The 21,921-nt window shown below is 48.8% G+C and carries 22 protein-coding genes; 9 read left to right on the top strand and 13 right to left on the bottom strand.

Features of this window, described 5'->3' with window-relative positions:
• The first annotated feature begins 12 nt into the window (after positions 1–12).
• Positions 13–1,776 (top strand): aspartate--tRNA ligase, encoded by a 1,764-nt coding sequence (gene aspS, locus LEUMU_RS0104925; RefSeq protein WP_022951164.1) that lies wholly within the window; start codon positions 13–15, stop codon positions 1,774–1,776.
• Between the two features lie 122 nt (positions 1,777–1,898).
• Here the strand turns inward: aspS and LEUMU_RS0104920 are convergent, their stop codons facing one another.
• The 4 genes from LEUMU_RS0104920 to LEUMU_RS24720 all read right to left on the bottom strand — a co-directional run bounded on the left by LEUMU_RS0104920 (position 1,899) and on the right by LEUMU_RS24720 (position 7,653).
• Positions 1,899–2,735: an alpha/beta hydrolase gene (locus LEUMU_RS0104920; protein ID WP_022951163.1), complete on the bottom strand. Its 837-nt coding sequence runs from the start codon at positions 2,733–2,735 to the stop codon at positions 1,899–1,901.
• Between the two features lie 15 nt (positions 2,736–2,750).
• Positions 2,751–4,214: a DEAD/DEAH box helicase gene (locus tag LEUMU_RS0104915; protein ID WP_022951162.1), complete on the bottom strand. Its 1,464-nt coding sequence runs from the start codon at positions 4,212–4,214 to the stop codon at positions 2,751–2,753.
• A 120-nt stretch (positions 4,215–4,334) separates the two neighbouring features.
• Positions 4,335–6,977: an aminopeptidase N gene (gene pepN / locus LEUMU_RS0104910; RefSeq protein ID WP_022951161.1), complete on the bottom strand. Its 2,643-nt coding sequence runs from the start codon at positions 6,975–6,977 to the stop codon at positions 4,335–4,337.
• Positions 6,978–7,038: 61 nt separating this feature from the next.
• Complete coding sequence (locus LEUMU_RS24720; protein ID WP_022951160.1) at positions 7,039–7,653, bottom strand: hypothetical protein; 615 nt, start codon at positions 7,651–7,653, stop codon at positions 7,039–7,041.
• An 83-nt stretch (positions 7,654–7,736) separates the two neighbouring features.
• Between LEUMU_RS24720 and ubiG the strand changes: the two genes are divergently transcribed.
• The 3 genes from ubiG (at position 7,737) to LEUMU_RS0104890 (ending at position 10,537) form a co-directional block, all read left to right on the top strand.
• Positions 7,737–8,444: a bifunctional 2-polyprenyl-6-hydroxyphenol methylase/3-demethylubiquinol 3-O-methyltransferase UbiG gene (gene ubiG, locus LEUMU_RS0104900; RefSeq protein WP_022951159.1), complete on the top strand. Its 708-nt coding sequence runs from the start codon at positions 7,737–7,739 to the stop codon at positions 8,442–8,444.
• Positions 8,441–9,019, top strand: coding sequence for a hypothetical protein (locus LEUMU_RS24715; protein WP_022951158.1), 579 nt, complete (start codon positions 8,441–8,443; stop codon positions 9,017–9,019). Before ubiG ends, LEUMU_RS24715 begins: the two co-directional genes overlap by 4 nt.
• A gap of 84 nt (positions 9,020–9,103) precedes the next feature.
• Positions 9,104–10,537 carry a DUF4403 family protein gene (locus LEUMU_RS0104890; protein ID WP_022951157.1) on the top strand — a complete coding sequence of 478 codons (1,434 nt, stop codon included), beginning with the start codon at positions 9,104–9,106 and terminating at the stop codon, positions 10,535–10,537.
• A gap of 97 nt (positions 10,538–10,634) precedes the next feature.
• On the opposite strand, the gene LEUMU_RS0104885 is transcribed toward LEUMU_RS0104890, so the two are convergent.
• The 6 genes from LEUMU_RS0104885 to LEUMU_RS0104860 form a co-directional block, all read right to left on the bottom strand.
• A complete protein-coding gene (locus LEUMU_RS0104885) occupies positions 10,635–11,390 on the bottom strand; it encodes a hydroxypyruvate isomerase family protein (RefSeq protein WP_022951156.1) in 756 nt (251 codons plus the stop codon).
• A 21-nt stretch (positions 11,391–11,411) separates the two neighbouring features.
• Positions 11,412–11,759 carry a Qac family quaternary ammonium compound efflux SMR transporter gene (locus LEUMU_RS0104880; RefSeq protein WP_022951155.1) on the bottom strand — a complete coding sequence of 116 codons (348 nt, stop codon included), beginning with the start codon at positions 11,757–11,759 and terminating at the stop codon, positions 11,412–11,414.
• A 26-nt stretch (positions 11,760–11,785) separates the two neighbouring features.
• Entirely contained in the window at positions 11,786–12,742 is a 957-nt protein-coding gene (gene speB, locus LEUMU_RS0104875; protein ID WP_026744499.1) for an agmatinase, read from the bottom strand.
• Positions 12,743–12,880: 138 nt separating this feature from the next.
• Positions 12,881–13,240: a VOC family protein gene (locus LEUMU_RS0104870; protein ID WP_022951153.1), complete on the bottom strand. Its 360-nt coding sequence runs from the start codon at positions 13,238–13,240 to the stop codon at positions 12,881–12,883.
• An 18-nt stretch (positions 13,241–13,258) separates the two neighbouring features.
• Positions 13,259–13,645, bottom strand: a complete 387-nt coding sequence (locus LEUMU_RS0104865) for a hypothetical protein (RefSeq protein WP_040503946.1) — start codon at positions 13,643–13,645, stop codon at positions 13,259–13,261.
• A 189-nt stretch (positions 13,646–13,834) separates the two neighbouring features.
• Positions 13,835–14,443: an SRPBCC family protein gene (locus tag LEUMU_RS0104860; protein WP_157474264.1), complete on the bottom strand. Its 609-nt coding sequence runs from the start codon at positions 14,441–14,443 to the stop codon at positions 13,835–13,837.
• A gap of 228 nt (positions 14,444–14,671) precedes the next feature.
• Between LEUMU_RS0104860 and LEUMU_RS0104855 the strand changes: the two genes are divergently transcribed.
• Positions 14,672–15,172, top strand: a complete 501-nt coding sequence (locus LEUMU_RS0104855) for a hypothetical protein (RefSeq protein ID WP_157474262.1) — start codon at positions 14,672–14,674, stop codon at positions 15,170–15,172.
• A gap of 9 nt (positions 15,173–15,181) precedes the next feature.
• Here the strand turns inward: LEUMU_RS0104855 and LEUMU_RS0104850 are convergent, their stop codons facing one another.
• The 3 genes from LEUMU_RS0104850 to LEUMU_RS0104840 form a co-directional block, all read right to left on the bottom strand.
• Positions 15,182–15,619, bottom strand: coding sequence for a DUF3291 domain-containing protein (locus tag LEUMU_RS0104850; RefSeq protein ID WP_022951149.1), 438 nt, complete (start codon positions 15,617–15,619; stop codon positions 15,182–15,184).
• Between the two features lie 144 nt (positions 15,620–15,763).
• Entirely contained in the window at positions 15,764–16,948 is a 1,185-nt protein-coding gene (gene argE / locus LEUMU_RS0104845; protein ID WP_022951148.1) for an acetylornithine deacetylase, read from the bottom strand.
• Complete coding sequence (locus LEUMU_RS0104840) at positions 16,948–17,619, bottom strand: DUF1028 domain-containing protein (RefSeq protein ID WP_022951147.1); 672 nt, start codon at positions 17,617–17,619, stop codon at positions 16,948–16,950. Before LEUMU_RS0104840 ends, argE begins: the two co-directional genes overlap by 1 nt.
• Before the next feature lie 255 nt (positions 17,620–17,874).
• On the opposite strand from LEUMU_RS0104840, the gene LEUMU_RS24710 reads away from it, so the two are divergent.
• Genes LEUMU_RS24710 through LEUMU_RS24705 form a run of 4 tightly spaced genes read left to right on the top strand, consistent with a single transcriptional unit; the run spans position 17,875 to position 21,835 of the window.
• Complete coding sequence (locus LEUMU_RS24710; RefSeq protein ID WP_022951146.1) at positions 17,875–19,032, top strand: Rieske 2Fe-2S domain-containing protein; 1,158 nt, start codon at positions 17,875–17,877, stop codon at positions 19,030–19,032.
• Positions 19,019–20,164 carry an aromatic ring-hydroxylating oxygenase subunit alpha gene (locus LEUMU_RS0104830; RefSeq protein WP_022951145.1) on the top strand — a complete coding sequence of 382 codons (1,146 nt, stop codon included), beginning with the start codon at positions 19,019–19,021 and terminating at the stop codon, positions 20,162–20,164. The genes LEUMU_RS24710 and LEUMU_RS0104830 overlap by 14 nt, the downstream gene beginning before the upstream one ends.
• A complete protein-coding gene (locus tag LEUMU_RS0104825) occupies positions 20,151–20,570 on the top strand; it encodes a RidA family protein (RefSeq protein ID WP_022951144.1) in 420 nt (139 codons plus the stop codon). Before LEUMU_RS0104830 ends, LEUMU_RS0104825 begins: the two co-directional genes overlap by 14 nt.
• Before the next feature lie 14 nt (positions 20,571–20,584).
• Positions 20,585–21,835, top strand: coding sequence for a flavin-containing monooxygenase (locus LEUMU_RS24705; RefSeq protein WP_022951143.1), 1,251 nt, complete (start codon positions 20,585–20,587; stop codon positions 21,833–21,835).
• Positions 21,836–21,921: the final 86 nt, after the last annotated feature.

Here is a 21,921-nt window from a genome sequence, read left to right as displayed (position 1 = left end):
TGGATAATAATTATGCGTAGCCATCATTGCGGACTCGTTGACGAAACACTGTTAGAACAAAGCGTAACCGTTTGCGGTTGGGTGAATAGTCGCCGCGACCATGGCGGCGTGATCTTTATCGACTTGCGCGACGGCAAAGGTCTGGTTCAGGTCGTTGTCAACCCAGACACTGCTGACATCTTCGCTAAAGCGGAAAAGACCCGTAACGAGCACATCTTGCAGGTTACCGGAAAAGTTCGCCCACGTCTGGAAGGAACCGTTAACACTAAGTTACACAGCGGTAAGATCGAAATCGTCACTGAGTCACTGACTGTGCTTAGCGCTTCTGATACCCCACCGTTCCAGTTGGATGACACGGTCGGTGAAGATGTACGCCTGAAGTACCGCTATGTCGACCTGCGCCGTCCGGAAATGCAGAACCGCATGCGTACCCGCGCAAAAATGACTTCGATCATGCGTCACTACCTGGAAGACAATGACTTCCTGGAAATTGAAACACCGATGCTGACTAAAGCGACGCCAGAAGGTGCGCGTGACTACTTAGTACCAAGCCGTACTCATCCGGGTAACTTCTTTGCGCTGCCACAGTCTCCACAGTTGTTTAAGCAATTGTTGATGATGGGCGGCATGGATCGTTATTACCAGATCGTACGCTGCTTCCGCGATGAAGATTTACGTGCAGACCGCCAGCCTGAATTCACTCAGGTGGATGTCGAGATGTCGTTTGTTGAAACTCACGACGTTATGAACATGATGGAATCCATGATTCGCAAAATGTTCAAAGAAATTCTGGATGTTGACTTCCCAGAGAAGTTGCCACAGATGGATTACGCAGAAGCAATGCGCCGTTTTGGTTCTGATAAGCCAGACATGCGTAACCCGCTGGAACTGATTGACGTTGCAGACTTGATGAAAGACGTTGAATTCAAAGTCTTCTCTGCACCGGCTAACGATCCAAAAAGCCGTGTTGCTGCACTTCGCTTGCCTAAAGGTGGCGAACTAAGCCGTAAAGAAATTGATGAGTACACCAAATTCGTCAGCCGTTACGGCGCACGTGGTTTGGCTTACATTAAAGTCAACGCAATCGCTGATGGCGTAGCAGGCTTACAATCTCCAATCCTGAAGTTCTTGCCGGATGAAGTCGCATTGAACATTATGGAGCGCGTTGGCGCAGAAGATGGCGACTTAGTCTTCTTCGGGGCTGATAAAGCGAAAGTGGTTAACGATGCATTAGGCGCATTGCGTGAGAAATTAGCGCAAGACCGTGGCCTGCTCGTTGGTGACTGGGCTCCATTGTGGATTGTTAAATTCCCAATGTTTGAATGGGATGAGAAAAATGAACGTTACCAAGCTCTGCATCATCCATTCACTGCACCAAGCTGTTCAGTCGAAGAGTTGATTGCAAATCCTGGCGAAGCGCTATCTGATGCTTACGACATGGTTATCAATGGTTACGAAGTGGGCGGTGGCTCGATTCGTATTCATGATCCAGTGATGCAGTCTAAGGTGTTTGATGCACTGGGTATCGAGGAAGAAGAAGCGCGTAACAAGTTTGGCTTCCTACTTGACGCATTGAAGTTTGGCTGCCCTCCTCTGGGTGGATTGGCATTTGGTCTGGACCGTTTGGTGATGCTGATTACTGGCACGGAAAACATCCGTGACGTGATTGCATTCCCTAAAACTCAAACTGCGGCTTGCCCACTGACTAATGCGCCTGCAGAAGTCTCTCGTGCACAACTGCGTGAATTGAGCATTCAGGTGAAACTACCTGAGTAAGCGACTGGCATTAAGCTAAACGCAAAAAGGCAGCTCTTAGGAGCTGCCTTTTTTATATCTGCAATAAACTGAAATCACATCGAAGCTTAAAAGAAACCTTCAAACCAAAGACCTATCAGGCGCTATTGGCTCACCTCCTCCAACCAGGCTTCCAAATCGCTTAACACCTCATCCCGCTCAGGCTCATTAAAGACTTCATGATAAAGGCCATCATAAAGCTTCAGTGTTTTTTGCCGCGATGAGATTTTGTCATAAAACGTCTGCGCACCATTAGGATCTACAATCATATCGCCAGTACCTTGCAGGACCAACATGGGTAACGTCAATGTTGCAGCTTCCTCATCAATCCGATGCATGGCGTAGTACATTTCCAAGCCAAGTCGCGCGGTGGTTTTATTACGCCCCATCAAAGGATCATTGATATTGGCTTCGATCACTGCAGGATCGCGACTCGCGGCTTCGCTATTTAAGGCAATAATTCCAGCCGTTGGCCAAAGCACTGAAAGCACTTTACCGGTCATCAATAATAAAGGAGGCACAGGGCCGACGACTTTGAACGCGGGTGCCGATAAAACAGCGCCTGCGAAATCTGCCTGGTGCTCCAGTAGATAGGTCGAACCAATCAAGCCACCTAAACTATGCCCAAGTAAATAGATTGGTAAATCAGGGTGCCACGCTTTGATTTTGGTTAGATACTCAGTGAGCGTATCGGTAAATACAGAAAAGCTATCCGCATATTTACGAGCACCTTCTGATCGACCATGCCCGATATGATCCAAGGCGTATATCGCATAGCCTTTAGGCACCAGCCGGTCAACGACATTGCCATAGCGACTGCTATGCTCACCCAAGCCATGCACTAATAGGATTAATGCATGTGGCTCAGTGTCCGGAACCCATGATTGATGATAAATCTGGAGGCCTTTATAACCACTAAATGTACCTTCTGAATGGATCATAGGTTCGGGCAATCCTTAGCTTTCAGATTTAGGTTCAGTTGATGCGGGCTTACGACGGCGACGTACACGACGTTTTTTCGGTGCACCATCAGCTTCAGCACTCGTTGGCGCGGGCGCTTTATTTGCCACTGGCTCAGCACTGACGGCAGGCTTTGGCTGTGAGCTACCCCCCTCCACATCAGCAGGCTTTTTAGCCGCCGGCTTACGACGTCCGCGACTAGCCGCATTGCCGGAAGGCTTTGGACCGCCGCGCTTAGTCGCATGACCTTGCACCCGATCTCGCTCAATGCGCTGACGCTTATTCAAGGTTGGCAGCAGATCAGCCGTCACATCCGCCATTGGAATTTTAGAGCCGATATATTGCTCAATATCCGGCAGGTAAAATGCGGTATCTTCACAAGCAAAGCTGTGCGACTCACCTGAAGCACCAGCACGTGCAGTACGGCCAATACGGTGAACATAATCTTCTTGGGATTGTGGCAAGTCAAAGTTGAATACATGGGTCACATCATCAATGTGTAATCCACGCGCCGCCACATCGGTGGCAATCAATACCTGATGCTTACCCTGCTCAAATTCTTCCAGAAAACGCTGACGTTTATTCTGGCGCACATCACCCGAAATCATCACCGCATCAATACCATTACTGCGGAAATAATCATCGATCATCTCGGCATTACGCTTGGTATTCACAAAAACAATACTGCGCTCAGGTTTAAACTTTTGAAGCAGCCCTACCAATAACGGCACTTTCTCATCGTTCGCAGGATAATAAACCCACTGCTCAACACGATCAGCACCGCGCGTATCAGCCTCAATTTCTACTTTGACCGGATTGTTCATGTGCTCATAAGCCATTTCCAGCACGCGTGGAGACAACGTTGCAGAGAACAACATATTCAGGCGTTTTTCGGGCGCAGGTAAACGGCGCATTAAGAAACGAATATCCTTAATAAAGCCTAAATCAAACATGCGATCCGCTTCATCCAGCACTAAGCACTGGCAGCGACGCAGGTTGAATAATTTTTGATTGAAGAAGTCGATTAAGCGACCCGGCGTACCAATCAGAATATCGGCACCATCGGCAATCGCTTTTTTCTGAGAATCATAGCCGGTTCCACCGTAAGCCAATGCTACTTTCAGACCGCTTTCATTGGTGAATACTTCGGCATCTTTCGCGACCTGAATGGCCAGCTCGCGGGTTGGTACCATAATCAGCGTTCGGACCTGCTCCGGTCGGCGATCTTCCTGCGGATTACTCAGCAAATACTGAATTACTGCCAACATGAAAGCTGCGGTTTTACCGGTTCCGGTCTGGGCTTGGCCGGCAACGTCTTTGCCTGCCAAACTTAAGGGCAAGCTCTCCGCCTGAATGGGCGTACAAAACTCGAAGCCTGTTTTCTCAACTGCCTGTTGAATCACTGGCAGCAGCCCTAGCTCGCTAAAGCGAACGTCTGATAAATGTGTTGAATTAGTCATAGGATGAGCTTAACACGTCATCATTAATAAACGTACTATGACGGTCAATTATAAATCTCTTGAGTGCACCGCATTGCGCCGCTCCTAAGGACTAGGAAACGGCGCATCTGGCGCGATTAGTTAAGACAAACTTTTGTCTACGATTTCAAACATATCGTTAGAAATACCAGACTGCTGATGGATACGCTCCAATGATGCTTTCATCAAATCAGCACGTGCTGGTTCAAACTGACGCCACTTGGCTAAAGCACGTGCCATGCGCGAAGCAACCTGCGGGTTGCGCTTATCCAACTCAATGACAAAATCAGTCAGGAAGCGGTAGCCTTCACCATCAGCTCGGTGGAAGTTCACCGGATTACCCATCGCAAAACGACCAATCAGCGAGCGAATTTTATTGGGATTATTGCCATCAAACGCAGGATGCTTCTGCAGCAGCTTCACTTGATCCAACGTATCCGGCAAGCTGGAACCCGCCTGAATCATAAACCACTTATCCATTACTAATGGATTATCACGCCACTGTGTTTCAAAGGCTTTAAGCGCTTGCTCACGCTCTGGGCAATCGATATTCGCCAGTGCCGACAGCGCCGCTAAGCGATCCGTCATATTGTTCGCGTTTTCAAATTGCGCAAAACACAAAGCGTGAACGCCTTCATCATTAATGCGTGCCAGATAAGACAGACAAGTATTTTTCAGGCTACGACGCCCGATACTCACCGCATCCACCCGATACTCTTCCGCTTGATTTAACTGCTCGTAGCAAGCTTCCAGTGGCAAACGTAAGCCATTCGCCAGCGTACTAATCAGGTACTCACGCACTTCGTGAATCGCTTCAGGATCAGCATTGGTGATCGCATCAACCAGATCAGACTCACCCGGCAAACTCAATGCTTCAGCGCGCAAGGCAGGGTCTAAGGCTTCATTTTCCAGCACTTGCTGATAAGCATCGACCACTTCAGGTGCAACACCTAACGCCCGGCCAGCCGCACGATCATCCAACATTTGCAGCATCAATAATTGCGCTAAACGCTGACTCGCTTCCCAACGATTAAAATCATCCGTGTCGTGCTGCATTAGGAAAATGTAGTCATCAACCGAGTAGTCAAAGCTGTATTTTACTGGCGCAGAGAAATCACCTAGCAAGGATGGTAATGGCTTTTCAGCAACATTATCAAAGCGCACACTCTGCTCACGCTCACTTAACTGCACTACATAACGTGTGCCTTGTGCATCACTCTCACTATCAGGATGCAGTTCAACCGCGTCCCCAGAAGGTGCCAACAGAGACACTGCAAACGGAATCAGGAAAGGCTTTTTGTCGCTAGACTCCGGCGTTGGCGGGCAGCTTTGCTTGAAGTTAAGTGTGCAGGTTTTGGCTGCGGCATTGTAATCCATGGTAACAGCGACTTCAGGCGTACCGGCTTGGTTATACCAGTTCTGCATTTGCGACAAGTCTCTGCCATTCGCATCTGCCATGGCCGCCAGAAAATCTTCCGTGGTAACCGCTTGGCCATCATGACGCTCAAAGTACAAATCCATGCCCTTACGGAAGCCTTCGCGACCTAGCAGGGTTTGATACAAACGTACAACTTCAGCGCCCTTCTCATACACAGTCATTGTGTAAAAGTTATTAATCTCAATGAACGAGGATGGACGAATCGGGTGCGCCATTGGGCCCGCATCTTCAGAGAATTGATTGGTCCGTAACATGCGCACATCTTCAATTCGCTTTACCGGACGTGAGTGTAAATCTGCAGTGAATTCCTGATCGCGGAATACCGTCAAACCTTCTTTCAAACTCAGCTGGAACCAGTCACGACAAGTCACGCGATTACCCGTCCAGTTATGGAAGTACTCATGACCGATAACCGCTTCGATATTGATATAATCCATATCGGTTGCCGTATCCGGGCTGGCGAATACCAATTTAGAGTTGAATACATTCAAACCCTTATTCTCCATCGCACCCATATTAAAGTCATCAACGGCAACGACCATGTAAATATCTAAATCGTACTCCAGTCCAAAGCGCTCTTCATCCCACTTCATGGCACGCTTTAATGACTGCATCGCGTGATCGCAACGGGTGATGTTATGCGCTTCGGTGTAAATTTCTAAGGTAACTTTGCGGCCTGAGCACGTAATGAACTCATCGCTTACATGCGACAAATTACCCGCAACCAGCGCAAACAAATAAGCCGGTTTAATGAACGGGTCATGCCAGACGGCAAAGTGACGACCATCTTCCAGATCACCCTTCTCAATGCAGTTACCATTTGAAAGCAGCACTGGATTCGTTGCTTTGTCCGCCGTGATACGCGTGGTAAAGATCGACATCGCATCCGGACGATCAAGGAAATAGGTAATTTTGCGGAAGCCTTCAGCCTCACACTGCGTGCAATAATTGCCGCTAGACTGGAATAAGCCTTCGAGCGAGGTATTTTTTTGCGGGTAAATACGGCTGCTTACCGTTAGCTCAAAGGTTTGTGGCAGATCACGCAGGCTAAGATATTGCTCATCCAGCTCATAATCCGCGTCGCTCAATGCTTTGCCATCCAGCTCAACACTCAATAACTCTTGTGACTCACCATGTAACGCTAATGTAGTCGCTTCTGGCTTATCAGTATGACGTTGATATTTTACGGTCGAAGTCACGATCGTCGACTCATCGCCAAGATCAACATTCAGCTTAATCCAGTCAGCCTGATAATTAGGAACCTGGTACTCTTCCAGCCGAATGACTTGCGCTTGTCCTTGTTTCATAAACTCTGGCTCTCTTAAATGTGCGGATAGTTATTTAATCATTATCTTGGGGCATAACCACTCACTTTAAAGGGGCGTTCGCACCTCGATTTAAAATGGATGGCTTGGGTAATTTTAATCGTTTGGTTAAGGCGTTGCCTGTAGGTTCCGGAGCGACAGTGCTAGCGACGGTTTCATCAGTCGGTTTATGCGTGATTTTCTCAGCCAACTCATTATTTTCCTTACGCGCTCTGGCGATATAGCCACCCAATGCGCCACCAGCGGTAGTCAGCGTCATCAGGCCCAAGGTCATTACCTCGATAGCAATCATCACCACGCCCGCACCGACTGCAGCGGCAAATGCTGCACCCACTTTAAAGTTGGCTTTGCCGTGTGTTTTACGGGCTTCGCTGGCAATCTGCTTATGGGTTTTCTCAACCAAACGCGTCTTGGCGCGCTCTGCATTAACCCGCAGGCTCTCACGCTCCTTGGCAAAGGAAAGTGACACTTTTGTAATCTCGTCCTGAGTTTTATTTTTAGAAATCGAAGCAAACCAAAAAGCACTGAAAACGCCCAGCAAAAGCACAGGAATTAACAATATCAGCCAGGTTTTCGCGTCATTTGGCGCTTCAAGCAGTAATGTAATTCCCACCGTAGCCAGCTGTAAAAGCAGAATTCCGGGCAAGTAACGCAGCATAAAATGAACCTATTTAGCTGATCATGTATCCAATAAGGGTTATCATACCGTATTGAACATTGGATGTAGGGATTATTCTCCTAATGCAGAACGTTGACCCGCACGAAATTAAAAAGTTTGAAGACCTCGCTCATCGCTGGTGGGATACACAGAGCGAATTCAAACCGCTTCACCAAATCAACCCATTACGCCTGAACTATGTTGAGCAGCGCGCTGGTGGTCTGGCCGATAAAAAGGTCATTGATATTGGCTGTGGCGGTGGCATTCTTTCTGAAAGCATGGCGTTACGCAAAGCACAGGTTACGGGCATTGATATGGGCGAAACCCCACTGTCAGTTGCTCAGTTGCACAGCCTAGAGTCCGGTGTTGAAATTGACTATCAGCAGACCACCGCTGAGGCCATTGCAGCCGAATCTCCTGGCCAGTACGACATTGTGACCTGCCTTGAAATGCTGGAACATGTACCCGACCCAAGCTCCATTATTGAGGCCTGTGCGGCATTGGTAAAACCCGGTGGTCATGTGTTTTTCTCGACCATCAACCGAAACCCAAAGGCGTTCGCGCTGGCGGTGATTGGTGCTGAGTATTTGCTACGAATGTTACCGAAGGGTACCCATGAGTATGCGAAATTCATACGTCCATCTGAATTAGAAGGCTGGGCCCGCAACAGCGGATTAAAGTTGGAAAATGTTACCGGGATGACTTATAACCCGATTTTCCAGAGTTACAAACTAGGTACTGACGTAGACGTTAACTACCTGATGCACTTCACCAAGGAAGACTTGTCATGATTAGAAACCTGAGCAAAAGGTTAGCAATCACCATTGGACTGATTTCAATAATCGGTCTCTCAGGCTGTGCCGTAAAGTACGATAATGTTGCGTTTGACCCAGTCAGTAAGCGCACTATTGTTAAAAATATGGACGCTGCCACTCAAAACGAAATCAATGCCGTTGCCAAAAAGCTAATGACGCTTGGCCCAAACATTGATCCGCAAGAAGCGCAGTTATTGGCCCATGAAGCCGTGGCTTATCCTCGCGTATTGGCCAACCAATACAATCTGGTTAGCCCACCTTACTGGCAAAACGTGCTAGTAAACTACGGCTACCGTGAGAACGGTTTATGCTGGCAGTGGACTCGCGACATGGCGAAGCATATCCAAGCGCGTAACTGGAAGAGTTTCGACTTTTTCCACGCTACGGCTAACCGTCGTCGCTTTAACGAGCACAACTCATTGGTTGTTGCGGCAAAAGGCAAAGGCGTGAAAGAAGGTATGCTGTTAGATCCTTGGAGAGACTCCGGGGAATTGTACTGGGAAATGACGAAAGATGACCCTAAGTACTTCTGGACACGTTTTACCAACTAATTGATGCGTATTTTCATCAAGCTAAGGGAGTCCATCGCGGCTCCCTTTTTCGTAATATCTCACCAGTGCCGGATGACATTGCTCATGCTGTTCGCAGCAACCGTGCTCACTGCCTGCTCTGATTCAGGGGTCGATACCTTGTCAGAAAAACCACCTATCTCTGTTATTCCTTACCAGACCTTATTGCCAGAATCCGTCGTGCGCACCCGATTGGTGCTGCCGCTGGATAACCTTAGCCAACGCTTGGAAGCGGATTTGCCGCAAGTACTATTTGAAGAGCCCGGCAAGGTCCATAAAAAGTGCGTGCGAATCTTTGGTAAAAAACTGTGTGAAGACTTTGAAGTCAGCGGCTGGGTACAGCGCAATGGCCCACTGCAGTTACAAGCCCTGGACAATGGCTATTTACGCATCGCACTGCCGCTACGCTATCAGGTAAAAGTACGCGCCGATGGCAGTATTGTGCGTGAACTGCTTAGGGGTGTGGATGTGAAGCCGGCGGCATTTACCGTCGTTGTTGATCTAAAGCCTGATCTTAACCGTGACTGGACTTTACAACTAAGCAGTCATACTCAAATCCACTGGAATGAAAAGCCCGTTATTGAAGTGCTGGGCGTCGATATCAGCATTACCGGTCAGATTGATAAGCCACTCAATAAAGCCCTTCAAATAGCGGCGGCTAAGTTTGAACAGAAGCTGGCAAGCGATGATCGCATCCGCGAACGTGCCAGTGATTTCTGGGAACGCATTCAACAACCGCGAGCGCTGAAAGGCAAACTGCCATTATGGATTCGGGCACAACCTCAAGGGCTTTCCTTATCCAATCTGGCGATTCGTAATAATGCGTTGCAGCTTGACCTTTCGCTGCGCACTATGTTGCAAACGGCTTCAGAGCAAAGTGGCTTAAGCACCGTAACCACTGCCCTGCCCGAGCTGGAAAGACTAGCGCCACAAGCCTCTGCACTGAATATCAATTTGCCGCTCACGGTGAGCTATGAACACCTAGCTGAGCTATTGCATAAGCAACTACAAAAGCGACCCATTAAACTGAAGCAAGGTGGCACGACGCTAACGGTGAATGAGGTTAGCTTGTACCCCAATAATGATCGTTTGGTAATGGCCGCTAAAGTGAGCTTAGGTAGCTTTGGGAATATGATGTCTAGCGATGGGGAGATTTATATTTCCGGCGTGCCAGTGATTGATGCCGCACGACAGCAGCTTAAAATGGATAATGTCGCTTTTAGCCGTAAGCTGGAGAGTACTTTTTGGAGTGCGGCAACTAGCTTGCTTCATAAGCAGCTTTTGGAGCAATTGCAGTCATCGCTCGTTTATGATTTTTCAGAGCAATATGCGGATTTACAGGACTCGGTGAATAGCAAACTGCTAACCGGTAATGGCGACGGATTTAGCTACCGTGGCCAACTTGAGCGCATTGATATTGCTAATCCGCAGCTGGATTTAGAGCAACTGCAGATTATGTTTATGCTAAAAGCGCGAGTTGATCAGGTTGAGCTTTATTAATTTGAACATGGCTTATTTGCCTCAAGCCCTGATCTGAGAAGGGTGCGGCCGAACTGAGCCGCACCTAATATTGTTCCTACAGAGTAATGCCGAATAATTATGTCATCCAGCTCAAGGTTTCTGAGGTTGCTTGCGTTGTTTTATACTCAGCACCCAAGGGCACATCCCACCCCAATGCTTTAATCCGCTCAAAGACAAATGCATAGTTAAGCTCACCATGATCAGGCGTACCGCGATCAGGCACCGAGGCAAACTGAATATGCCCGATGTAAGGCAGCAAAGCCTCAAGCCGACGCACGATATTTCCTTCCATCAATTGCACATGATAGCAATCAAACATCAGCTTAATATTCGGCAGGCCAACTTCAAGAATAATCGCCTTCGCTTGCTCGGTAGTACTTAGAAAATAATTAGGCGCATCGTAATGATTAAGCGGTTCAATCAACACCGTAATGCCATACTTGGCGGCAGCTTCACAGGCATATTTTAAATTTGCCACGAACGTCGCATGCGCTTTGGGCCCACCGGCAAACCCAGCCATGACATGCACATTGGGGGTCGCAATAGCGGCGGCATATTCCAGTGCTTGATCAATGGCTGCACGTGCTTCGACTTCACGACCGGGAATTGCTGTTAAGCCATTATCACCTACAGCCACATTACCTCTGGAGGTATTAAGCCCCAGCATCACCAAGCCCGTTTCATCCAGTGCCGCTTTTACATCCTGAGTTGGTGTGCTGTAAGGCCAGTGGCATTCGACGGCAGCAAAGCCTGCTGCCTTGGCTGCACGAATAGCATCCGGCAGGCTTAAGTCATTCCAGAGAAAACCTAGGTTGGCAGAAAAAGTTGTCATGTATTTCTCTCCTCTTTGAATTTAGTCATCAGTTACTTGATGAGTACTTGTTTTGGATAGCAAGTTAAGCACCGCCACGCCACTTACGATCAGGCTAATCCCTACAAAAGCCCAGAAATCTAACTTTTGGCCATGCATGATGTAGGCAATAAAGGCGACTAAAACAATGCCCAAGCCTGCCCAAACGGCGTAAGCAATGCCTACCGGAATCGTTTTCAGCGCAACCGACAGAAAGTAGAAAGCGAGACCGTAACCCACTACCACAATCATCGAGGGGAACAGCTTAGTAAAACCCTCGCTGGACTTGAGTGCAGACGTGGCAACCACTTCACCCACAATGGCTACCAGCAATAACAGCCAATGATTCATATGCTTTCTCCGGGATCGATAACTACTCAGGCTTCATCCTTTTTTGCATTTGCACCAGGGATAGCACACAACATTTCATACAGCAGATTCGCTGCCATCATTGAGGTCACACCAGAGTTATCGTAAGGCGGCGACACTTCAACCAAGTCCCCTCCAATAATATTCATACCATGACAACCGCGCACAATCTCAAAACCCTGAATTGATGTCAGACCGCCCGGCTCCATCGTACCGGTTCCCGGCGCTACGGTCGGGTCAAGGCCATCAATATCAAACGAAATATAAACCGGCCCATCACCCATTTGCTCGCGCACTTCTTCCATTAGCGGAGCCAGCGACTTATGCCAGCACTCTTCGGCCTGCACCACGCGCATTCCCTGATCACGCGACCAGTTAAAATCATCTGCCGAGTAACCCGTGGTTCTCAAACCAATCTGCACTACCCGTTTTGTATCCAGAATGCCTTCTTCAACTAAGCGGCGAAAGGGTGTGCCATGCGCAATTTTCTCGCCAAACATGGAGTCATTAATATCTGCATGCGCATCAACATGGACAACCCCGATTGGACCATGCTTTTTGTGCAGCGCGCGCAAGATCGGCAATACAATCGTGTGATCCCCACCCATGGTCAGTGGTATTGCACCGTGAGCCATAATGTCGTCGTAAGCCTTCTCGATAATATCCATCGACTTGGCAAGATTGAAGGTATTGATCGCCACGTCGCCGATATCAGCAACCTGTAAAGCATCAAATGGGGAAAAGCCAAGCCACATGCTGTAAGGACGTATCATGGTGGACTCGCTGCGAATCCCTTTTGGGCCAAAGCGTGTGCCGCTGCGATTCGATGTTCCTAAATCAAATGGTACACCCACAAAACACACATCCAGCTCTTCTGCCGTTTCCTGAGTTGGAAGGCGCATCATGGTACCGGGGCCTGCAAAACGCGGCATATCATTGCCACCTAACGGTTGATTGAACGGCATGATTTCTCTCTTAGTTGGATGGTAAAGCCCCATTAAAACAGAACTTTTTAGCTAGATGAATAACTATTCCAAGCCTTCGGTGGATTAGAAAAATTTGTTAGTTAAACTGATTAAGAAAGCCGCAGTGAGTGCAGCCTTTTAGGTATGCTTTTCAGACCATACCGCAAATTCATTACCGCTGGGTTCAGTGAAGTGAAACCGAAAACCTCCGGGAAACTGGAAAATGTCCTGAATCACCGAACCACCATTGGCGATTACCTTTGCTTGAGTCGCTTCAATATCATCGCTGAAAAAAACTAGCAACGCACCACCGCTTGACGTCGTGCTGCAAGTATCCGATTTGAAGAAACCGCCATCTAAACCTTCATTTGAAAACGCCGTGTACTCCGGCCCGTAATCAACAAATTCCCACCCAAAAGTGGCGCTAAAAAAGGCTTTAGTTGCTTCAAGATCGTTAGCGGAAAATTCAACGTAATTCAGTTTTTCATGCTTGTTCATAAATGCACTCCCTCCTATTTAAATCAGGCTTACGCGCTCTCCGGAAAAGAACTCCAGAACCATCTGTTCCGCTCGCTCCGTGGTCACTTCCATTACCGTCTCTGAGTGCCGTTTAACCGCAGGGTAAACCCCGAGCACTTTTGGCTTCTCATCATAGTGATAATGCACCATCCATTCCCCGTCACCATCCGGACAAAAGTGAAGAATATCGCCGCTATCTGCCACGATTCCAAGCCCTGGCGTACAAGAGCCCTCTTTTCTGGCGATAACAGTGTGGCCGTTGAGCTTCTCAAGCCCTCCTAGCCATGTTGGCGCGCGCAGGAGTTCGATGATCACTAACTGATGGGCTTCACCCAGCTCTTCCAAGCTGTGGTCGGCGTTTTGAATCCAATGCGTGGCTTTCATGGTCTCCCCATATTTAAACGTTTTTATAAGCTTATGGATCGAGTGTATCAGCAATCGAAGCATCCACAAGGAACAGCATGATCCATGGTGAATTTTTCAGAGCTTTAATCATCTCAGATACACCAAAGTCGATGGAAATATCGATAATAAATTCACTTCAGAGAATGAGATAGCTAACAATAATATTTACTACTTAAGCTCCTCAAGCTGAGCATTGCGATACTTTGCTTCCGTTGAAATGGCAGCCAAATTTTTTAAGGTTTGAAACACCGACCAGACTAAGTGGTTATTCAAATAACCCGAGGGAGCTATCTGAGGATTGTTATACACTTGGTAAAGCACCGCCGTTTTATTATTTGCTAGCTTTTGTATGCGCCAAAACCCTTGCAAGTCTTTAATACGCACCCTGCCTGGCTGCCCTTTATCGTGCTCTTGCCTACCCGATATTCTAATCAATACGGTTTGTGTCGCTCGGTCATAGGTGAAGTCGGTGTAGATATACATGTCGCGATCTGCAAAGAAATATGGCGACTTAAGCACGGCATAGTCCAGCCGTCTTCTGGCATCATATTGCTGGATTAAACGGCTTTGCTTACAAGCATAGAACCAACGATAGCAGGCTGCATGATCACGCATTAGCGTAATGATCGCATCTGCCGATGCCGCAATTTCTACTGATCCGCGAGTAAGGGGATAGCCAGAGTCGGTGGCTTGCTGAGTTACCGTAATGCCATCCTCAGCTTTTTTAAGCTGCCAGCTACTCTCCGCAGCTTGAGCAGTTGCCGAGAAAAATATCAAACCGCAACACATTATCACTCGATAAAATGCGATCAACTTTATAACCCTCCTGTATTTATCAAAATGATTGCACTCTACCTTTTTAAGGTTCAGGCGAGACCCAGCTATTTAAAGTACACGGTTTATAGCAGTTCGTCGCATCGCAAAGATGAAAAGCCCAAGTCAGTGTATGATTCTGCTACACTAATCTTCGATTTAATTTTATGTATCCGGAATAAGCTCATTAAAATGCTCAGCACTCACGACACCAAATCCAGCTCAGGTCGCTACAAAAAAGCCTCAGTCCACTTCACCAACGATGATTTTGTGTGTGCCGGTTTACTGAACGTATTTAATCAGCAGCACCCAAACGCCTTAGTCCTGGATGTCATCTGGAACGGTAAGCCAGTGGCTCGGTATCGCTGCACAAAGAAAACCTGCACCATTGGCGACATAGAGCGCCTCATTGGTGACACAGCCTTACCACCAGAAAAAGCCAATGCCGATTTTCAAGGCACGAGTGTTGAAGAGGGTACCAAGTTGCTTTGGTCAAACTTACACTTGGCTGGCGTAAACCCCAGTGAGCTTCCGTACTTTGGCTCGGTAGAGAATGGTTGTCTCCATTTCCCACTGAGAAGCGCGATTGCAATCTATACAGACCCACAAGTGCGAGTTACCTACTTGGATTGGGTAATCGCAGTCACTAAGAGTTTTGATCGCTTACTGGGCCATAGTCGGCTGTCGGCATAAAACCATTACTTAAAACGGCTTGGCAAAGGTAAATGCCTGTTCGCTGGGGCCATTGTCTTCAAGGTGTTGCAACTTAGCCTTAGCCTCTTCAACCGTCGGAATATGGCCTACTGGCACCCACCAAAGCACTTGATGAGCCGTCACCAACTTATTAAACCATGCGCTTCTATCGCGGATTAACTCCACATGTATTGATTTATACACGTAGTTCTTTAAGGCATCCAAATCCGTCCAGACACTCATATTGACAATCAGCATCGGGTCATCAAAGGCTTGAATCGTTGTCGCATCCCCCTCTTCTGTTTGTAAACGCCAAACAAAGCCCGGAGAGTTATCAGCCAGCGCATTGATCTCATCGAGGCGATCTACAAAACCTTTCATGGTCGCCGAGTCCATTGTGTCGATGGCCTGCGCGATATTTAATTGCGCTAAATAGTGATCTTGCATCTGCTATTTCCTCTATTTGATTTTAATGAAGCTTACGCTAAATCGTTGAGGATATTACAAAACAAAGCACCCTACTCAATCACATTGAGCGAGTGCCTGATCAAGCGTGACCAATCACTAAACCAATAACTCGGTATATTTTATTCAGTCTCCAGAGCTAACCAGTCGCTCAACCAACCTTCCCATCATCGCATCACAAGCCGCCAGCTGCTCCAAACTCACATACTCATCCGCCTTATGCGCCTGCTGAATACTCCCCGGCCCACACACTACCGCAGGAATTCCCAACCGCTCACTAAATAAGCCACCTTCCGTACCAAAGCTAATTTTGCTCACCCCAGTATCTTCACTCAGCAAGCCACGTGCAAACGCCACAACCACTTCATCTGGCGAAGTATATAAGCCTGGGTAGCCAGACAATGTCGTAAACTCAAAACCTACTTTTTCCGACACTGCTTTCATCTGTGGCAGTAATTGCTGCTCGGCATAGCCCTGAATCCGTTGCAACAGCGCCTCAGGATCATCTTGCGGCAAGTGGCGAATTTCAAAATCAAACACACACTGATTCGGCACGATATTCAGCGCGGTTCCGCCATTAAACACACCCACATGCAAAGTGGAATGTGGCACTCGGTAGTCATCATCAAATGGGCCATTCACTTTAAACTCGGCATGAATCCTACGAATTTCTGCGACCAGCTCAGCCGCATATTCAATCGCATTCACTGCTTCGGTAGGATAAGCAGAGTGACCGCTTTGTCCCGTAACCGTGACTCTTACCGAACGTTTACCCTTGTGGCCAATCATGACTTTCATCGATGTCGGCTCGCCGATAATTGCCATTGCAGGGCGAACGGGTAAGCCTTCCATCACATCAATCATGCGCCTAACACCAAGACAGCCGACCTCCTCATCGTATGAAAAAGCAAAGTTAACAGGCGTGTGCAAGGTTTGGCTGGTGAGCTGCGGCACAATCGCCAAGGCGCTGGCAATAAAGCCTTTCATATCGCAACTACCACGCGCATACAAACGATCATCGCGCTCGGTCAGCGTGAAAGGATCACTACTCCAAGTCTGGCCTTTGACCGGTACCACATCGGTATGCCCCGATAACATTACACCGCCTTTATCCTGTGGCCCGATGGTGGCGTAGAGGTTAGCCTTGCCACCTGTTTCATCACTAATACACTGTGACTCGACACCGTACTGCGCAAGATAGTCTTGGATAAAATGAATGAGTGCTAAATTGGATAAAGCGCTGGTAGTATCAAAACTCACCAAGCGCTCCAGCAGTTCGCGGCTGCTCATATTGGGCTTAGGCTGCGTCATTACAGATCTCCCGACACACCGTAGGATGGCGAGTTATCGGGGTTTAAACCACGCGTCACATAAGCCTCGACTTGCGGTTTATACACCTCCCAAAGCGTCAACATATCGGCCATTGGATCTTCACTCCAATCGACTCGCAAGTCGATAATTGGCCAAGACACATCACCCACTACCTTCACGCCCATCGAATGTACTGGCCCCGCTTCGCCCCCTGCCGCCACTGCAGCTTGCAATGCAACGAGAAGACGCTCGGCTAATGACCCAGAGCTCGCCTCGAAGGCTTCAACCATCGCAGCGGGGACAGACTCATTCGCCAATAAATTTCCTGCAGCCGCACAATCTGTTCCAAGCTGTTGCCCACACACACCCAAAGCCTGAGTGCCAGTAAAAATCACAGGATCGCCGACTTTGCCAACCAATAATAGCTGTCGCCAATCGCCATGACGAGTTCCACCCACTGCACCAGCCACAGCCTCGGCAGCGTTTCGCCCGATGGCTAAGGCATCCAACATCGCATCGCCCAATCGCGGATCGGTGATATTTTGGCTCAGTGCTGCACCGACGCCCGCACGAGTAAACGCACAGCGGCTGGCAACACAAGGGGATGATGAACTGATGGCAACTCCAAACTGACCGGTTTCAGGGCAGCGTGCGGCGATAGAAAAAGTCATAGGTATCTCGCAGTGATAGGAATGGAGGTTCAGTCTGAAATAGGCTATATCAAAAGTAAAACCAATTTAATTACTATTGAAGATTGGTTTTAGTTATTTAGCCACTGACAAGCACTACCAAACATAACAAAAACTAATCTAAAAGCTAATTACAATCAGTTTTATTTAAACACTGCTTTGCTGCACACTCGTTCATAGCTTACCGCACTACGAATTTTGTTACGCATTTCCCACCCGACCACCGTAGGAAACATTATGCAGCAAACCATCGACGCACTACTTAGCCAGTTACAAGAAAACGCCGCCCTACCGTTTGAGAAAGCGCGTGCCATGCCCAAAGGCGTTTACACCCACCGCGAGTTTCTTGAGCAAGAGCAAACGCACATCTTCAAGCAAGAATGGATTTGCGTCGGCAGGCAGGATGCGGCCAGCAAGCCGGGAGATTTTTTTACCTGCGAAATTGCCGGTGAGCCCATCGTCGTCATACGAGATAAGGAGCAACAGTTGCGGGCTTTTTCCAATGTCTGCCTGCATCGTCTATCCACGCTAAAAACAGGGCAAGGTAACTGCGCAACGCTGGTTTGCCCCTATCATGGCTGGGCTTATAACCTCACCGGAAAACTGATCGGTGCGCCGCAAATGCAGCACTCGCCAGACTTCAATAAACAAGACTATCAACTCCCCGAAGTGCGTTTGGAAATCTGGCAAGGCTGGGTCTATCTAACGCTGAATGATAATGCCGAACCAGTCGCTAATAAACTCAGCACACTGACTGACAAGATCAGCCAGTACGGCATGGAAAACTACACGCAAACCTTTAGCGAAACCCATGTCTGGGATACCAATTGGAAGATACTCGCCGAGAACTTTATGGAGAGCTATCACCTACCGGTATTGCATAAAAAGACCGTCGGGCCTCACTCCAAACTCGAAGATATGGACTGCCCTGCTGGCGAACCTGCTTATAATTATCACTGGATTCGCAAAGAGGCGTCACTCGCCATCGGCAATGCGCACCCAGATAACACACGCCTAGAAGGTGATTGGCGTTATACCACCGCGCTGATTGCCATTTACCCCGGCCATTTGATTACACTAACGCCCGGTTATTTCTGGTATTTAAGCTTGCAGCCACTGGCGGTCGATAAAGTACAAATTATATATGGCGGCGGCCTGTCACCAGAGTTCATTGATGATCCGGAAGGCATTAAAGCCATTGAGAAGCTCAAAATTCTGCTGGATGAGGTGAATGTCGAAGACCGCAGCGGCACAGAAGCGGTATTTAAAGGCGCGCAATCTGATCTCTCAAAGCCCGGTCATTTGTGCTGGTTGGAGCGCCCGAATTACGACTTCGCTCGTTACCTGTCTGAGCGCATTAATGGTGAGGGGAGGCGGCAATATGAGCAAAGCTAAAATCGATAGCTTTCGGGCGGCCCTAAGCGCCTATTCCGATAGCAATTATCGTTACTCATTGCCCACCGGTTTATATACCTCCAAAAGCTGGTTGGCGTATGAAACCAAACACCTACTGCGCCGCGAATGGATTTGCTTAGGGCGCGTTGGCGAAGTGCCCAATGCCGGTGACTATTTTACACTGGATGTATTGGGCGAGCCGTTGCTCATCGTGCGTGGCAAAGACGACGCCGTGCGCGTGTTATCCAATGTCTGCCGCCATCGCAATATGCAAGTCGCAGAAGGCCAAGGTCGGGCGCGCAGCTTTGTTTGCCCTTACCATGCCTGGAGCTACAAACTCGATGGCGGTTTATTGCAAGCCCCATTGATGCCAGAAGTGGATCGCAGCAACTGCGGTTTACCAGAGTTTCAAAGTGAAGTCTGGCAGGGCTTTTTATTCGTTAATCTGGATGGCAAAGCCACACCACTGGCTCCGCGCTTAACGGGTTTGGATGACATTCTGAAAAACTATCACACCGATGAAATGCACCATGTCTTCGCAACCGAAGAAATTTGGGATGCAAACTGGAAGTGTTTGTTAGAAAACTTCATGGAAGGCTATCACCTATCACGCGTTCACCCGCAAACTTTAGGTGGCCGCACGCCAACTAAGCTTTGTGAAAAATTTGAAAGCGGCGAAGGCTACACCGGCTACCGCGCCAACTACCCGCCAACCGCCCCGTTTCGCGGAGACTGCCATCCCGACCTGACTGAAAAAGAGAAAAGCTGCTCCACGCTATTCAGCATTTTTCCCGCCATGGTCGCCTCGCAATCCTCCGACGTACTGGCTTATATGACGCTGCAACCAGCGGGTGTCGATCAGGTGCGGATACGCTGGGGGCTGTCGGTGTATGACAAGGATATGTCAGACGAAGAAATACAGTCGCGGGTTGAATTATGGCAAGCGATTAACGCAGAAGATCAGATCAAACTAGCCAAAGTGCAGCACGCATTGCATTCCCGTTCGGCCGTATCGGGGCCATTAGCGCCCGACGATTTCGAAGGCACCATTCGCGATATTTACAGCTATTTAGCCAGGCGGCTTCAGCACACACCCGCCAACACACAGGAGACTGAAAATGCCCATTCATAAACGTATTCGCATGTTCAACACCAAGGACACTTACCCCGAGCAGAAGCTCGATAATGACCTCTGCCAAGTGGTCGTGGCCAAAGGCACGATGGTGTTTGTGCGCGGCCAGATCGGCCAAAACTTAGATACCGCTGAGAACGTCGGTGTGGGTGATGTCACCGAGCAAACCAATCAGGCAATGAAGAATATCGCCATGTTGCTGGATGAAGCCGGCAGCGAACTTGGGCATATTTGCAAGATCGTGATTTACATCGTCGACCCGAAGTATCGAGAGGATGTGTATCGTGAAATCGGGCGTCATTTAAAAGGCGTGTTTCCTGTATCAACCGGCATCGTGATTAGTGCATTAGCGCGCCCCGAGTGGTTGGTTGAAGTGGATGTTACCGCGGTTATTCCGGACGCTTAAAGCAAGGCAAAATTATGACAATTGAAACAACAGATACGCTAGTCATTGGCGCAGGACAAGCCGGTGTTGCCACCAGTGAGCACTTAACCAAACTTGGAATTCCACACATTGTGTTAGAGCGTGACCGCATCGCCGAGCGCTGGCGCAGTCAGCGTTGGGACTCGCTAGTCGCCAATGGCCCTGCTTGGCACGACCGCTTTCCGAATATGGAATTTGAAGGCGTCGCGCCAGATGCGTTTCCGGCAAAGGAGCAAGTTGCGGATTACTTTGTGGCTTACGCGAAACAGTTTGACTCACCGATTCGTAACGGCGTTGAAGTGGAAAAAGTGACCCGCAATGCAGGTCGCCCGGGCTTCACCATTGAGACTTCACAAGGCACGATTGAAGCGAATCATGTCGTGGCGGCAACGGGACCATTTCAGAAGCCAGTGATTCCGCCCATTGCGCCAGTCAATGATGCTTTGGTACAGATTCACTCCGCGCAATATCGCAACCCTGAGCAATTGCCAGAGGGTGCGGTTTTGGTGGTTGGTGCAGGCTCTTCAGGTACGCAAATCGCTGATGAATTACAGCGCTCAGGCAAGCAAGTTTATCTCTCCGTCGGTGCGCACGACCGCCCTCCTCGCAGCTATCGAAATCGCGACTTTTGCTGGTGGCTTGGTGTACTAGGGCTTTGGGATTTGGAAACCATGGAGCCCGGCAAAGAACATGTCACGATTGCGGTCAGTGGCGCTCATGGCGGCCAGACGATTGATTTTAGAAAGCTGGCACATGACGGCGTTACGCTGGTCGGCATGACTAAAGCATTTGGTGATGGCACAGTAAGCTTCCAACCCGACCTTGCAAAAAACCTGAATGATGGCGACCAGAATTATTTAGACTTGCTGGATGCAGCAGATGCCTATGTCGAGCGTAATGGGCTTGATTTGCCGGAGGAACCGGAAGCGCGAATTCTGCCGAAAGATCCGGAGTGTGTAACGCATCCTGTGTTGGAGCTTGATCTGGCGGAAGCGGGCATTACGTCCATTATTTGGGCGACGGGCTTTGTGCAGGATTACAGCTGGTTGGAGGTGAATGCGTTTGATGAGAAGGGTAAGCCTAAGCATCAGCGCGGCGTGTCTAGCGAGCCCGGGGTTTATTTTGTGGGGCTGCCTTGGTTATCGCGGCGTGGGTCGTCGTTTATCTGGGGTGTTTGGCACGATGCTAAGCATGTGGCTGGGCATATTGAAACGCAGCGGAAGTATTTGGATTATCGGGCTCCGTAGTAGAGGTACTTTGTAGGGCGTATCACGGGGCATTTACTCCAAAAATACCATCTTCGATGGGAACATTTTTTGCGTAAAAACCCCGT

The sequence above is a fragment of the Leucothrix mucor DSM 2157 genome, assembly GCF_000419525.1.
Classification (GTDB): domain Bacteria; phylum Pseudomonadota; class Gammaproteobacteria; order Thiotrichales; family Thiotrichaceae; genus Leucothrix; species Leucothrix mucor.
The sequence above is the reverse complement of the archived record's forward strand: the minus strand, read 5'-3'. Positions and strand labels throughout refer to the sequence as shown.